The sequence below is a fragment of the Delftia sp. UME58 genome (assembly GCF_014170385.1).
GTDB lineage: Bacteria > Pseudomonadota > Gammaproteobacteria > Burkholderiales > Burkholderiaceae_C > Comamonas > Comamonas acidovorans.
The window spans coordinates 259251-271999 of sequence record NZ_LZZV01000055.1 but is presented as its reverse complement, the minus strand read 5'-3'; the positions used below and the strand labels follow the sequence as shown (position 1 = coordinate 271999).

Genomic DNA, 12749 nt, shown 5'->3' with positions numbered 1-12749 from the left:
GCATGGAGACAACGCAGATGGCGAACACGGCAGACAACGGCTCCACCTCCCCGGTGCTCAGGGTTTCGGGCATTTCCAAGCGCTTTGGCGGACTGCAGGCCCTGTCCGATGTGGGCATGACCATCGGCCGGGGCCAGGTCTACGGCCTGATCGGTCCCAACGGCGCGGGCAAGACCACTTTCTTCAACGTGATCACGGGCCTGTACACGCCCGACAGCGGCAGCTTCGAGCTGGCCGGCAAGGCCTACGAGCCCTCGGCCGTACACAAGGTGGCCAAGGCCGGCATTGCGCGCACCTTCCAGAACATCCGGCTGTTTGCCGAGATGACGGCGCTGGAGAACGTGATGGTCGGGCGCCATGTGCGCACGCATTCGGGCCTGATCGGCGCGGTGTTCCGCACGCCAGGCTTCAAGGCCGAGGAAGCCGCGATCCGCGCGCGGGCCCGTGAACTGCTGGACTACGTGGGGATTTCCAAATACGCCGACTTCAAGGCCCGCACGCTGAGCTACGGCGACCAGCGCCGGCTGGAGATCGCGCGGGCGCTGGCCACCGACCCGCAACTGATCGCGCTGGACGAGCCTGCCGCCGGCATGAACGCCACCGAGAAAGTGCAGCTGCGCGAGCTGATCGACCGCATCCGCCGGGACCAGCGCACCATCTTGCTGATCGAGCACGATGTGAAGCTGGTCATGGGCCTGTGCGATCGCGTCACCGTGCTGGACTATGGCAAGCCCATCGCCGAAGGCACGCCGGCCGAGGTGCAGAAGAACGACAAGGTGATCGAAGCCTATCTGGGCACCGGAGGACACTGAACCATGGGTGAGCAAGTGCAAGACAAGGGCGTGTCCGCGCCGGTGCTGTTGAAGGTCCAGGGACTGAAGGTGGCCTATGGGGGCATACAGGCCGTCAAGGGCGTGGACTTCGAGGTCCGCCAGGGCGAGCTGGTCTCGCTGATCGGCTCCAACGGTGCGGGCAAGACCACGACCATGAAGGCCGTCACGCGCAGCCTGCAGATGGCGGACGGCGACGTGCACTACCTGGGCCGCAGCATCCGCAACGTGGGCGCCTGGGATCTGGTGGCCCAGGGCCTGGTCATGGTGCCGGAGGGGCGCGGCGTGTTCGCGCGCATGACCATCACCGAGAATCTGCTCATGGGCGCCTACACGCGCAACGACAAGGCCGGCATTGCCGCCGACATCGAGCGCATGTTCGGCATCTTCCCGCGCCTGAAGGAGCGCCGCGACCAGCTGGCCGGCACCATGTCGGGTGGCGAGCAGCAGATGCTGGCCATGGCGCGCGCGCTGATGAGCCAGCCCAAGGTGCTGCTGCTGGACGAGCCCTCCATGGGCCTGTCGCCCATCATGGTGGACAAGATCTTCGAGGTGGTGCGCGATGTGCATGCGCTGGGCGTGACGCTGGTGCTGGTCGAGCAGAACGCCAGCCGTGCGCTGGCGCTGGCCGACCGCGGCTATGTGATGGAGTCCGGCCTGATCACCATGACCGGGCCCGGCCAGACCCTGCTCAGCGATCCGCGCGTGCGGGCCGCCTACCTGGGCGAGTGAGCTGCGGGGCTGCCGCCTGCGCACAGGTTGCTGGAATGTCCCGTGCCATCGACGGGATATGGCAAAAATATGACGATTTGATGAAGATTCATCGAATGCCAATCGATGCGAAATATTGCGTATCTGTGCGATGAAGCAGGTTTTTCGAGAGAATTCGCGCAAAAAGGCAATTTTTGGAAAGAAATCGAAAATCCAGCTTCTGGCGCTGCGGGCGCGATAATTCAGGCCTTCCAGCACCCGGGCGCACCTCGCATGAACTGGCTCCAACACATCCCCGTCGGGCTGCAGACCGTGGTCCTGCTGGCCATGAGCAATGTCTTCATGACGTTTGCCTGGTATGGGCACCTGAAGAACCACGCCTCGTCGCCCTGGTACGTGGCAGCCCTTGTCAGCTGGGGCATTGCGCTGTTCGAGTACCTGCTGCAGGTGCCCGCCAACCGCATAGGCCACACGCAGTTCAGCGTGGCGCAGCTCAAGATCATCCAGGAGGTGATCACGCTGTCGGTGTTCGCGCCTTTTGCCGTGCTCTACCTGAACCAGCCCCTCAAATGGGACTTCCTCTGGGCCGGCCTGTGCATGGTGGGCGCGGTGTATTTTATTTTTCGCAGCGGCTGACAAGGCGGCGCGCCGACGCGCAAAAACGCGCTTGGGACTCAAGAGTACACTTCGCCCCGTTCAAGCCGGGAAGCCATGCCAAGCATCCGCAATGTGACGCAGTGAGTCGCCTGGTTCCCACTTTTCCCGGTAAGGAGCATTCATGCTTTTTGGCAAACTATTGCCACGCGAAGGCAATTTCTTCGAGATGTTCAACCAGCATGCCGACCGCATCGTCGATGCCGCGCATGCCTTCTCGCAGCTTGTCGCCAACTACAACGATCCTCATCTTCGCGAGAAGTACAACGAGGACGTGAACAACGCCGAGCGTGCCGCCGACCGCGTGACGCATGACGTCACCAAGGCGCTGCACAAGACCTTCATCACGCCGCTGGACCGCGAGCACATCCACTCGCTGATCAACACCATGGACGACGTGGCCGACCTGATCCAGGACTCGGCCGAGACCATGGCGCTGTACGACGTGCGCCACATGACGGATGAGATCACGCGCCTGACCGACCTGTGCGTGCGCTGCTGCGAGCGGCTGCGCGATGCGGTCAAGCTGCTGTCGCGCATCTCCGATCCATCGGTGGTGGACGCGGCGATGAAGACCTGCGAGGAAATCGACCGCCTCGAATCGGATGCCGACCGCGTGATGCGCTCGGCCATGAGCAAGCTGTTCCGCGAAGAGCCCGATGTGCGCGAAGTCATCAAGCTCAAGGCCATCTACGAGCTGCTGGAGACGGTGACCGACCGCTGCGAGGACGTGGCCAACCTGATCGAGGGCATCGTCCTCGAGAATTCCTGAGCCCTCGCGGAGTCGTTTCGTTATGGAATCCGTACAAGCGGCCCTGTGGGTCGTGATCCTGCTGGTGGTGCTGGCCCTGCTGTTCGACTTCATGAACGGCTTCCACGATGCTGCCAACTCGATCGCCACCGTGGTCTCCACGGGCGTGCTCAAGCCCACGCAGGCCGTGGCCTTCGCGGCCTTCTTCAACGTGGTGGCGGTCTTTGTCTTCCACCTCAGCGTGGCGGCCACCGTGGGCAAGGGGATCGTCCAGCCCGGCATCGTGGACACGCACGTGGTCTTCGGCGCCCTGGTCGGCGCCATTGCCTGGAACGTGATCACCTGGCACTACGGCATCCCCAGCAGCTCCTCGCATGCGCTGATCGGCGGCATCGTGGGCGCCGTGATCGCCAAGGCCGGCGCGGGCGCACTGATCGCCAGCGGCATCTGGAAGACCGTGGCCTTCATCTTCGTCTCGCCGCTGCTGGGCTACCTGCTGGGCTCGCTGATGATGGTGCTGGTGGCCTGGATCTGCCGCCGCGCCGCTCCCAACCGGGTGGACCGCTGGTTCCGCCGGCTGCAGCTGGTCTCCGCCGGCGCCTACAGCCTGGGCCACGGCGGCAATGATGCGCAAAAGACCATCGGCATCATCTGGCTGCTGCTGATCGCCACCGGCTATGCCAATGCCGGCGATGCGGAGCCGCCGCTGTGGACCATCGTCAGCTGCTACCTGGCCATCGGCCTGGGCACCATGTTCGGCGGATGGCGCATCGTCAAGACCATGGGCCAGAAGATCACCAAGCTCAAGCCCGTGGGAGGCTTTTGCGCCGAAAGCGGTGGCGCGCTGACGCTGTTCTTCGCGACCTTCCTGGGCGTGCCGGTCTCGACCACGCACACCATCACGGGTGCCATCGTCGGCGTGGGCTCCACCCAGCGTGCCAGCGCCGTGCGCTGGGGTGTGGCAGGCAACATCGTCTGGGCCTGGGTGCTGACGATTCCTGCCAGCGCCTTCGTGGCTTCCATTGCCTACTGGATCAGTCTCCAGCTGTACTGAGCTAGAGCCATCGCCAAAAAGAAAGACCGCCAATGGCGGTCTTTCTTTTTAGGAGAGGCATTGCGCATCACTGGGAAATCTTGCGCGCTTCCTCCACCTGGTGCTCGAAGTAGTGCTGGAAGCTGTAGGCAATGCTGGCCATGAGCACGGCGGCGCCCAGCATCAGGGACAGCGCAATCGCAAAGATGGTTGACCAGCCCGTGCGCCCGGCCTGCGCCTGCAAGTCAACGCCGGGGTTGTGGCGCCGGTTCCAGGCTTCGGTGTCGGTCAGCCCGTAGAGGATGGCGCGCAGCGCGCAGCCGGCGATGGTGAAGCCCAGCAGCGGAATCAGCAGCCAGCTGAGCTGGTCGTCCTGCCCCAGTTGCTGGACGCGCTCGATGCCGTACACGCCCAGCGCCGTGGGCACGGGCAGCAGCCAGCCCAGCCAGTCGCCGAAGCCATGCAGGTAGAAGCGGTGCAGCCCCAGCGGCCCGCCGACAAAGGCCAGCCAGGTCGTCAGGGTCTTGCTTTTGGAGCGCGCAGCCCCCTGCTGTGCTTGAGCGGGCTGAGGCAAAGGCGTGCTGGGTCGGTTCATGCACCCATTATTCGGGCGAACTGCGGTTGCCGTCTCCCAGGGTCTTCTCCATGAGGACGATGTCCAGCCAGCGGCCGAACTTCCATCCCATGGAGCTCAGCGTGCCCGCCGGGGTGAAGCCCGCGGCGCGGTGCACGCCGATGGAGCCGGCATTGGCCGAGTCACCGATCACCGCCAGCAGCTTGCGCACGCCGGCCGCCTCGCATTCGCGCGACAGCGCATCGAGCAGCAGTCGGCCCACGCCCTGGCCGCGCGCCGCGTCATGCACGTAGATGGAGTCCTCGGCGGAGAAGCGATAGGCCGGGCGCGGCTTGAACCAGTTGGCATAGGCAAAGCCCAGCACCTGGCCCTGTTCGTCCACGGCGACCAGATAGGGCAGGCCCTTGGCCAGCACGTCCGCGCGGCGCGTGGCCATGTCCGATTCGGCAGGGGGATCGGTCTCGAACGTGCCCGTGCCGTGCAGCACGTGGTGGCGGTAAATGGCGGTGATGGCGGCGAGATCGCCGTCCAGGCTTGAGCGAATGGTAGGCATGGAAAGGGAAGTTGGATATAATCGCTGGTTTTACGGCGTGTCGCTGGCCGGGTGGCCATGTCGCGTGTCTCAAACGCCGCAAAACATGTGCAGCCATTCATTGTCTAGTTAATTGTGTGGTGGCTGCGCCCACCCGAAGGAAAATCATGGTCGTCATTCGACTCTCTCGCGGCGGTTCCAAGGCCCGTCCGTTCTACAACATCGTTGCCGCCGACAAGCGCGTGCGCCGCGATGGTTCGTTCATCGAACGCCTGGGCTTCTACAACCCCAACGCCCGTGGCGGCGAAGAGGGTCTGCGCGTCGCTCTGGACCGCGTGAACTACTGGAAGGGCGTTGGCGCGCAGGCTTCCGAGACCGCAGAGCGCCTGATCAAGCAGGCCACCCAGAAGACTGCTGCCTAATTCAGCATCCCTTCTGAAATCGGGTTCCGTTGGCTTGTCTGACGGAGCCCGTTTTTGTTTTCCCCTCCGGATCGCCTTGCAGGAATCTGCAACGATCTGCATCGACTGTCCATCTACTGCCTACCGACTGCCATGAGCCACATGCCTGAACTCGAAGCCAGCGTACTGCCCGCCGATGCCGTGGAGGTCGGGCGCATCGCCGATGCCTGGGGCATCAAGGGCTGGTTCAAGGTGGCCGCCTTCAGCGCCGACCCCGAGGCCCTGTTCACCGCAAAGCAGTGGTATCTGCAGCCCCCCGAGAAGGGTGCGCGGCAGTTCACCGGTACGGTGCTGCTGCCGGTCAAGCAGGCGCGCGTCCACTCCGATTCCGTCGTCGCCACATCGCCTGCCGTGAACGACCGCAATACCGCCGAGGCCCTGCGTGGCGCGCGCATCTTCGTGGCGCGCAGCGATTTCCCGCAGCCCGAAGATGGCGAGTATTACTGGGTCGATCTGCTGGGCCTGTCCGTGGTCAACCGCGAGGGCGTGGCCCTGGGCGTCGTCCGCGACCTGCTGTCCACCGGCCCGCAGACCGTGCTGGTGCTGGCCTATGAAGAGGATGGCAAGGAGCGCGAGCGCATGATTCCCTTCGTCGATGCCTATGTGGACAAGGTGGATCTGCCGGGCAAGACCATCGTTGCCGACTGGCAGCCCGACTATTGATCGCCGACCTCCATGCGCTTCGACATCATCACGCTGTTCCCCGAGCTGTTCACGCCGTTTCTTGAAAGCGGCGTCACGCGCCGAGCCTATGCCTCGGGCCAGGTCGGCGTGCACCTGTGGAATCCGCGAGACCATGCCCAGGGCAACTACCGGCGCGTGGACGATCGCCCCTTTGGCGGCGGCCCCGGCATGGTGATGATGGCCGAGCCGCTGCAGCGCTGCCTGGAGGCGGCCCGGCAGGCGCGCCGCGAGGCCGGCGAGCCCGAGCCGGCTCCCGTGGTGCTGTTCTCGCCGATCGGCACCACGCTGCGCCATGCCGTGGTGGCCGACTGGGCGCAGGGGCAGGGCGCAATCTTGCTGTGCGGCCGCTACGAGGGCCTGGACCAGCGCTTCATCGATGCCCATGTCACGCACCAGTTGAGCCTGGGCGACTTCGTTCTTTCTGGCGGCGAGATCGCTGCCATGGCCCTGCTGGATGCCGTCGCACGGCTGCAGCCCGGCGTGCTCAATGACGAAGGTAGTTTCCAGCAGGACAGCTTCAATCCGGCGCTCGACGGCCTGCTCGATTGCCCGCACTACACCCGTCCCGAAGTCTGGGAAGGGCGGGAAGTGCCGGCGCCACTGTTGTCCGGCCACCACGCGCAGATCGAGCGCTGGCGCCGCGACCAGCGCCTGTCCATCACGGCCAGGCACCGGCCCGAGCTGATAGAGCAGGCGCGCGCCCAGGGCCTGCTCAACGCCAAGGACGAGGGGTTTTTGGCAAAAAACGTCTCCGGGCTATAATCCGCGATTCTTCGATCCTCTATCCGGCCGCTGCTACGAACAAAGCAGCCATGGCGCCAATCCCGGCGCTTGCCAATCCTGGCGCGGACAAGATCGATTGGATGTTGACCATGAATCTGATCCAGATCCTCGAGCAAGAGGAAATCGCCCGTCTGAACAAGACCATCCCCCAGTTCGCCCCCGGTGACACCGTCATCGTGAGCGTGAACGTGGTCGAAGGCAGCCGCAAGCGCGTGCAGGCTTACGAAGGCGTGGTGATCGCCAAGCGCAACCGTGGCCTGAACAGCGGCTTCACCGTGCGCAAGATCTCCAGCGGTGAAGGCGTGGAGCGTACGTTCCAGACCTACTCGCCCCTGATCGCCGGCATCGAAGTCAAGCGTCGCGGTGATGTGCGTCGTGCCAAGCTGTACTACCTGCGCGAGCGCAGCGGCAAGTCGGCCCGCATCAAGGAAAAGCTGCCGTCGCGTGTCAAGGTTTCTGCCGAAGCCTAAGCACCTGCGTCACAGCTGGAAAGCCGCTACAGTCGCCTGTAGCGGCTTTTTTGTTGTCCGGCCGTCTCCCATCACAGCCCTTCATTCGTGTCCTCACAGCCCGATACCGCCATTCCCGTGCCGACCGGCGGCCCAGCGCCCGCAGCCGTGCCGTCGATCGCCGACCCGCGCATGGCGCAACTGATTGGCAAGGACAGCCACCTGCCTGCCGTGCCCCCCGAAGCCCGCACGCCCGAGGCCCTGCGCCAGCGCTTTGCGCTGCCGCCGCAGTGGGCTCCCGAGGTGGTGCGCGAGAAGCGCTTCAGCGATCGCCAGCCCACCGATGCCGCCGTGCTCGTGCCCATCGTGCTGCGCCCCGAACCCACGGTGCTGCTGACCGAGCGCACGGCCCACCTGTCCACGCATTCGGGGCAGGTGGCATTTCCGGGCGGCAAGCGCGATCCGGAGGATGCCTCTGCCCAGGCCACGGCCCTGCGCGAGGCGCATGAGGAAGTCGGACTGGCCTCCAGCGATGTGCAAGTGCTGGGCACGCTGCCCATCTACATCACGGGCACGGCCTTCCTGATCACGCCGGTGGTGGCCCTGGTCGATCCCCGGGCGCACCTCAATCCCAATCCCTACGAAGTGGCGGATGTGTTCGAGGTGCCGCTGGCCTTCCTGCTCGATCCTGCCAACCATGAGCGCCACTCCATGGTCTGGAACGGCGTGCCGCGCGAATGGTTTGCCATGCCCTACCAGGATGGCGATCGCCAGCGCTACATCTGGGGCGCCACGGCCGGCATGCTGCGAAATCTTTACCGATTCCTGTCGGCCTGATGCCCGGAACGGGGGCTGCGCCACCCCGGGGTCACTGACCTGTCTGCATGCGCCAGTATGATGGCCGGATGAGTTTCTTTGCCATTCTGATCGCCTTGCTGATCGAGCAGGCGCGCCCCTTGACGCCGGCCAATCTCGTGCACACAGGCTACAGGGCCTGGACGGTTTCGGTGCGCCGCAACTTCGATGCCGGCCAGGCACACCATGGCTGGCTGGCCTGGACCGTGGCGGTGGCACTGCCGTGTGTGCTGGTGATGGGCATCTATCTGCTGCTGCTGTGGGGTGTGGGCTGGCCGCTGGCCATGGTCTGGAATGTGGCCGTTCTCTATGTGACGCTGGGCTTTCGCCAGTTCAGCCACCACTTCACACGCATCCGCGATGCGCTGGATGCAGGCGACGAGTATGCGGCGCGCGAGGCGCTCGCTCACTGGCAGCAGGTCGATGCCAGCGAGGTGCCGCGCAGCGAGGTCGTGCGCCATGTGATCGAGTACTCGGTGCTGGCCGCGCATCGCCATGTGTTTGGCGTTCTGTTCTGGTTCTCTGCGCTGGCAGCGCTGGGGCTGGGTCCGCTCGGCGCCGTGTTCTACCGCATGACGGAGCATCTGTCGCGCTCCTGGTCGCGCAAGGGCCTGGTGGGGGGCACCCAGGTCAGTCCCCAGTTGCAGCACACCTCCCGGCTGGCCTGGACCGTGATCGACTGGTTGCCTGCACGGTTGACGGCGTTGTCCTTTGCCGTGGTCGGCAGCTTCGAGGAGGCCATCGAGGGCTGGCGCTTCCATGCCCAGCGCTTTCCCAACGACAACGATGGCGTGATCCTGGCCGCCACCTCTGGTGCCATCAACGTGCGCCTGGGCGGCGAGGCGCTCAAGCGCCGCGAAGGTATCTCGGTGACGCGCGACGACGGCGAGGAGATCGATCTCGATGTGGACAGCGAAGCCACGCCGGGCCGAGAGCCCGAGATCGGCCATCTGCGCAGCGTGGTCGGCCTGGTCTGGCGCTCGGTCGTTGTCTGGCTGCTGCTGCTGGCCCTGCTGTCGCTGGCGCGTTTGCTGGGCTGATCGCTGCGCCGCAGGAGGCGAAGCCCTGCCTGTCTTGCCAGGCAGCAGCCCGCCCTTCCTGATGCAGCCGGGTCGTTGTTTTGAGGAGCTCAGTACTTGTGCGCCTGGCTCAATTCATCGAACAGTTCGGCGTAGATGTAGTACCGGTTGGCGCTGATGTCGTGGTCGGCATCCATTCCGGTTTCCTCGTCTTCCACGCGCGGCATGACGGCGCAGCCCGGCTCGTGCAGGTGGGTGCAGTTGTAGAACTTGCATTCCTGCGCATGGGCGCCGATGTCGGGCATGCAGCGGGGCAGGTCCGTGGGCTCTATGTGGCGCAGGCCGAATTCCTGGAAGCCCGGTGAGTCGATCAGCGCCGTGGTGCGCTCTTCGTCCATCCAGTACCAGCTGGTGGTGGTGGTCGTGTGCTTGCCGGAGTTCAGCGCCTGCGAGATCTCGTTGGTGGCCGCGCGCGCGCCGGGCACCAGCAGGTTGATCAAGGTGCTTTTGCCCGAGCCGGACGGGCCCAGGACCAAGGTGGCCTTGCCCTTGAGGTGTTGCATCAGCAATTGCCGGTCGGCCTCGCCTTCGTTGGCCAGCGACAGCGACAGCACCTCGTAGTGCGGCGTTTCCTGGCCCAGGTACATCTCGCGATAGGGCTTCAGGCGCTCCCAGGCATCGGCGAAGGGTTCGGCCAGATCGCGCTTGTTCAGGGCGATCAGGGGCTTGATGTGGGTGGCTTCGGCGGTGATGAGGGCACGGGCCAGCTGGCTTTCGGAGAACACCGGCTCGGCCGCGATCAGGATCAGCACCTGGTCGATGTTGGCCGCAAAGGACTTGGTGCGTATCTCGTCCTGGCGGTAGAACAGGTTGCGCCGTTCCAGCACCTTCTCTATGGTGCCCTCCTCGCCCTGGCCGGCGGGTGGCAATTGCCAGCGCACGCGGTCGCCGACCACGGTCTGGCTCTTCTTGCCGCGCGGATGGCAGATGTGGCGTGCGCCTTCTTCGGTCTCGACCACGCAGTGGCGGCCATGGCTGGAGACGACCAGGCCTTCTCGCAATGCGGAGCGCTCAGCCATGGGATGCCGGGGTGGGATTCATGGACGCTCCAGCAGCGCATCGATGCGGCGGGCGCACTCGATGTCGGTGGACGAGATGCCGTTCACGTCATGCGTGTTCAGGCGCACACCGCAACGACCGTAGCTCACGGTCAGGTCGGGATGGTGGTCTTGCTGGTGGGCGATCAGGGCCAGCGCGTTCACGAAGGCCATGGTCTCGTAGTAATTGGCAAAGGCGTAGCTCTTGGCGATGGCATCGCCATCGAGCTGCCACCCCGGCAGGTCCGCCAGTGCGGTGCGCAATTCGTCCGGCGTCAGCGCGCGGCGCTGCTGGGTGGACCAGTCCTGTTGTTGCAAGCGTTGTGTGCTCATGGTGGATGTGAAAGGTTCAGGTCGGAGAAGGCATGCGCGCCAGCCGGGCGAGGGCGGGCGGATGCGAGTAGTAAAAGCCCACGTACCAGGGATCGGGCGTGAGCGTTGAAGCATTGTCCTCGTACAGCTTGAGAAGTGCCGAGGCCAGATGGGCGCCGCTGGCCTGTTGCATGGCATAGGCATCGGCTTCGAACTCGTCGCGGCGCGACAGGGCCGAGAACAGCGGGGTGACGAAGAAGCTGAACACCGGCACGGCCAGCAGGAACAGCAGCAGTGCCACGGCCTCGTTGCCGGCGCCTATCCCGCCATGGCCCAGTGCGAGGTCCAGACCCGGGCGCACGCCCAGGCCCAGGTAGAACCACAGCTGCTGCGACAGCCAGCCCAGCAGTGCGAAGCCGGCCAGGCTGGCGGCGAACATCAGCAGCATGCGCTTGAGGATGTGGCGGTGCTTGAAGTGGCCCAGCTCGTGCGCGAGCACGGCCTCCACCTCGTCGGCGTCGAGCTGCTTGAGCAAGGTGTCGAAGAACACCACGCGCTTGGAATGGCCGAAGCCCGTGAAATAGGCATTGGCATGGGCCGAGCGGCGGCTGCCGTCCATCACGAACAGGCCTTTGGCCGTGAAGCCGCAGCGCTGCATCAGCGCGCTAACGCGCTCCTTGAGCGTGCCCTCGGCCAGGGGTTCGAACTTGTTGAACAGTGGTGCGATGAAGGTCGGGAAGATCCACATCAGCAGCAGGTTGAACGCCGTCCACACGGCCCAGGCCCACAGCCACCACAGGTCGCCGGCCGATCCCATGAGCCACAGGATCAGGGCCGCCAGTGGAAGGCCGATGGCCGTGCCCATGGCGGTGGACTTGATGGCATCAGTCAGCCACAGCCGCAGCGTCATCTGGTTGAATCCAAAGCGCTGCTCCAGCACAAAGGTCTGGTAGAGCGACAGCGGCAGCTCCACCAGTGCGGAGATCAGGGCAAAGCCGGCCAGCAGTGCCAGTTGCTGCCACAGGCCGGGGCCCATCAGTTCCAGCAGCCACTGGTTGAGCGCGTCGAGCCCGCCCAGCAGCGTCCATGCGAGCAGCACCACGGCGCCCAGCGTCATCTCGATCAGGGCGATGCGGGCCTTGGCCAGCGTGTAGTCGGCGGCCTTCTGATGGGCCGCGAGGCTGATGCGTTGCGCAAAGGCCTCAGGCACCTCGGACCGATGGCGTGCCACATGGCGGACCTGGCGCGAGGCCAGCCAGGCGCGCAGCAGCCACTGGGCCAGCACGGCGGCGGCAAACAGCAGGGACAGCGTCGAGGAAAAATCGGGGTTGAAGGCCATGTGGCCGCAGTGTAGGCGACAATTTGGGCCATGTCCGAAGCCTCCGAAGCCGCCAGCGCTTGCATTCCCGTCCCCGCCGAACCCGGCACGCCCATCACCCTGGCCAAATCCGATCTCAACCTTGTCTGGCTCGACTGCGAGATGACCGGGCTGCAGCCCGATACCGATCGCATCATCGAGATCGCCGTGGTCGTCACCAGTCCGGACCTGGCCATTCGCATCGAAGGGCCGGTATTTGCCATCCATCAGGCAGATGCGCTGCTCGATGGCATGGATGCCTGGAACAAGGGCACGCACGGCAGGAGCGGCCTGATCGATCGCGTCAAGGCATCGACCACCAGCGAGGCCGATGCGGAGGCTGCGCTGATCAAGTTCCTCTCGCAGTACGTTCCCAAGGCCAAGGCCCCGCTGTGCGGCAACAGCATCGGGCAGGACAGGCGCTTCATGGAGCGCTACATGCCCAGGCTCAACAACTTCTTCCACTACCGCAATGTCGATGTCAGCACCCTCAAGGAACTGGCCAGGCGCTGGAAGCCCGACGCCTATGCCTCCTTCAAGAAGGCCCAGCGCCACACGGCACTGGCCGATGTGCACGAGTCCATCGATGAGCTGGCGCACTACCGCGCGCGCCTGCTGAACGTCTGAATCTGGCGGCGCCGGTCATT

General features: G+C 65.0%; 17 protein-coding genes. 12 read left to right on the top strand and 5 right to left on the bottom strand.

What is annotated here, in order from left to right:
* Positions 1 to 17: 17 nt before the first annotated feature.
* The 5 genes from A9976_RS16805 to A9976_RS16785 all read left to right on the top strand — a co-directional run bounded on the left by A9976_RS16805 (position 18) and on the right by A9976_RS16785 (position 4000).
* Positions 18 to 812: an ABC transporter ATP-binding protein gene (locus tag A9976_RS16805; protein ID WP_012207150.1), complete on the top strand. Its 795-nt coding sequence runs from the start codon at positions 18 to 20 to the stop codon at positions 810 to 812.
* A gap of 3 nt (positions 813 to 815) precedes the next feature.
* Positions 816 to 1562: an ABC transporter ATP-binding protein gene (locus A9976_RS16800; RefSeq protein WP_012207149.1), complete on the top strand. Its 747-nt coding sequence runs from the start codon at positions 816 to 818 to the stop codon at positions 1560 to 1562.
* Between the two features lie 252 nt (positions 1563 to 1814).
* Entirely contained in the window at positions 1815 to 2177 is a 363-nt protein-coding gene (locus tag A9976_RS16795) for a DMT family protein (RefSeq protein WP_012207148.1), read from the top strand.
* Between the two features lie 142 nt (positions 2178 to 2319).
* A complete protein-coding gene (locus A9976_RS16790; RefSeq protein ID WP_012207147.1) occupies positions 2320 to 2967 on the top strand; it encodes a DUF47 domain-containing protein in 648 nt (215 codons plus the stop codon).
* Positions 2968 to 2989: 22 nt separating this feature from the next.
* Complete coding sequence (locus tag A9976_RS16785; protein WP_012207146.1) at positions 2990 to 4000, top strand: inorganic phosphate transporter; 1011 nt, start codon at positions 2990 to 2992, stop codon at positions 3998 to 4000.
* Positions 4001 to 4067: 67 nt separating this feature from the next.
* On the opposite strand, the gene A9976_RS16780 is transcribed toward A9976_RS16785, so the two are convergent.
* Both A9976_RS16780 and A9976_RS16775 read right to left on the bottom strand, forming a co-directional pair.
* Positions 4068 to 4574, bottom strand: a complete 507-nt coding sequence (locus A9976_RS16780) for an NINE protein (protein ID WP_088163932.1) — start codon at positions 4572 to 4574, stop codon at positions 4068 to 4070.
* Positions 4575 to 4581: 7 nt separating this feature from the next.
* Positions 4582 to 5106: a GNAT family N-acetyltransferase gene (locus tag A9976_RS16775; protein WP_034364110.1), complete on the bottom strand. Its 525-nt coding sequence runs from the start codon at positions 5104 to 5106 to the stop codon at positions 4582 to 4584.
* A 146-nt stretch (positions 5107 to 5252) separates the two neighbouring features.
* Between A9976_RS16775 and rpsP the strand changes: the two genes are divergently transcribed.
* From rpsP to A9976_RS16745, 6 genes are all read left to right on the top strand, one after another.
* A complete protein-coding gene (gene rpsP, locus A9976_RS16770; RefSeq protein ID WP_012207143.1) occupies positions 5253 to 5507 on the top strand; it encodes a 30S ribosomal protein S16 in 255 nt (84 codons plus the stop codon).
* Positions 5508 to 5639: 132 nt separating this feature from the next.
* On the top strand, positions 5640 to 6209 hold the full coding sequence (rimM, locus tag A9976_RS16765; protein WP_183019928.1) for a ribosome maturation factor RimM: 570 nt from the start codon (positions 5640 to 5642) through the stop codon (positions 6207 to 6209).
* Positions 6210 to 6221: 12 nt separating this feature from the next.
* Positions 6222 to 6992 (top strand): tRNA (guanosine(37)-N1)-methyltransferase TrmD, encoded by a 771-nt coding sequence (gene trmD, locus A9976_RS16760; protein ID WP_183019927.1) that lies wholly within the window; start codon positions 6222 to 6224, stop codon positions 6990 to 6992.
* A 110-nt stretch (positions 6993 to 7102) separates the two neighbouring features.
* Positions 7103 to 7483, top strand: coding sequence for a 50S ribosomal protein L19 (gene rplS / locus A9976_RS16755; RefSeq protein ID WP_013800930.1), 381 nt, complete (start codon positions 7103 to 7105; stop codon positions 7481 to 7483).
* Between the two features lie 87 nt (positions 7484 to 7570).
* Positions 7571 to 8299: a CoA pyrophosphatase gene (locus A9976_RS16750; protein ID WP_183019926.1), complete on the top strand. Its 729-nt coding sequence runs from the start codon at positions 7571 to 7573 to the stop codon at positions 8297 to 8299.
* A 68-nt stretch (positions 8300 to 8367) separates the two neighbouring features.
* Positions 8368 to 9357 carry a CobD/CbiB family protein gene (locus A9976_RS16745; RefSeq protein WP_183019925.1) on the top strand — a complete coding sequence of 330 codons (990 nt, stop codon included), beginning with the start codon at positions 8368 to 8370 and terminating at the stop codon, positions 9355 to 9357.
* 89 nt (positions 9358 to 9446) lie between these two features.
* On the opposite strand, the gene rsgA is transcribed toward A9976_RS16745, so the two are convergent.
* Genes rsgA through A9976_RS16730 form a run of 3 tightly spaced genes read right to left on the bottom strand, consistent with a single transcriptional unit; the run spans position 9447 to position 12084 of the window.
* The gene (gene rsgA / locus A9976_RS16740) at positions 9447 to 10415 is read right to left on the bottom strand and encodes a ribosome small subunit-dependent GTPase A (RefSeq protein WP_183019924.1); all 969 of its coding nucleotides are present in this window, start codon (positions 10413 to 10415) and stop codon (positions 9447 to 9449) included.
* 18 nt (positions 10416 to 10433) lie between these two features.
* Positions 10434 to 10766, bottom strand: coding sequence for a 4a-hydroxytetrahydrobiopterin dehydratase (locus A9976_RS16735; RefSeq protein WP_013800932.1), 333 nt, complete (start codon positions 10764 to 10766; stop codon positions 10434 to 10436).
* Between the two features lie 16 nt (positions 10767 to 10782).
* On the bottom strand, positions 10783 to 12084 hold the full coding sequence (locus tag A9976_RS16730; RefSeq protein WP_183019923.1) for a M48 family metallopeptidase: 1302 nt from the start codon (positions 12082 to 12084) through the stop codon (positions 10783 to 10785).
* A gap of 30 nt (positions 12085 to 12114) precedes the next feature.
* On the opposite strand from A9976_RS16730, the gene orn reads away from it, so the two are divergent.
* A complete protein-coding gene (orn, locus tag A9976_RS16725) occupies positions 12115 to 12729 on the top strand; it encodes an oligoribonuclease (protein ID WP_259649233.1) in 615 nt (204 codons plus the stop codon).
* Positions 12730 to 12749 lie beyond the last annotated feature (20 nt).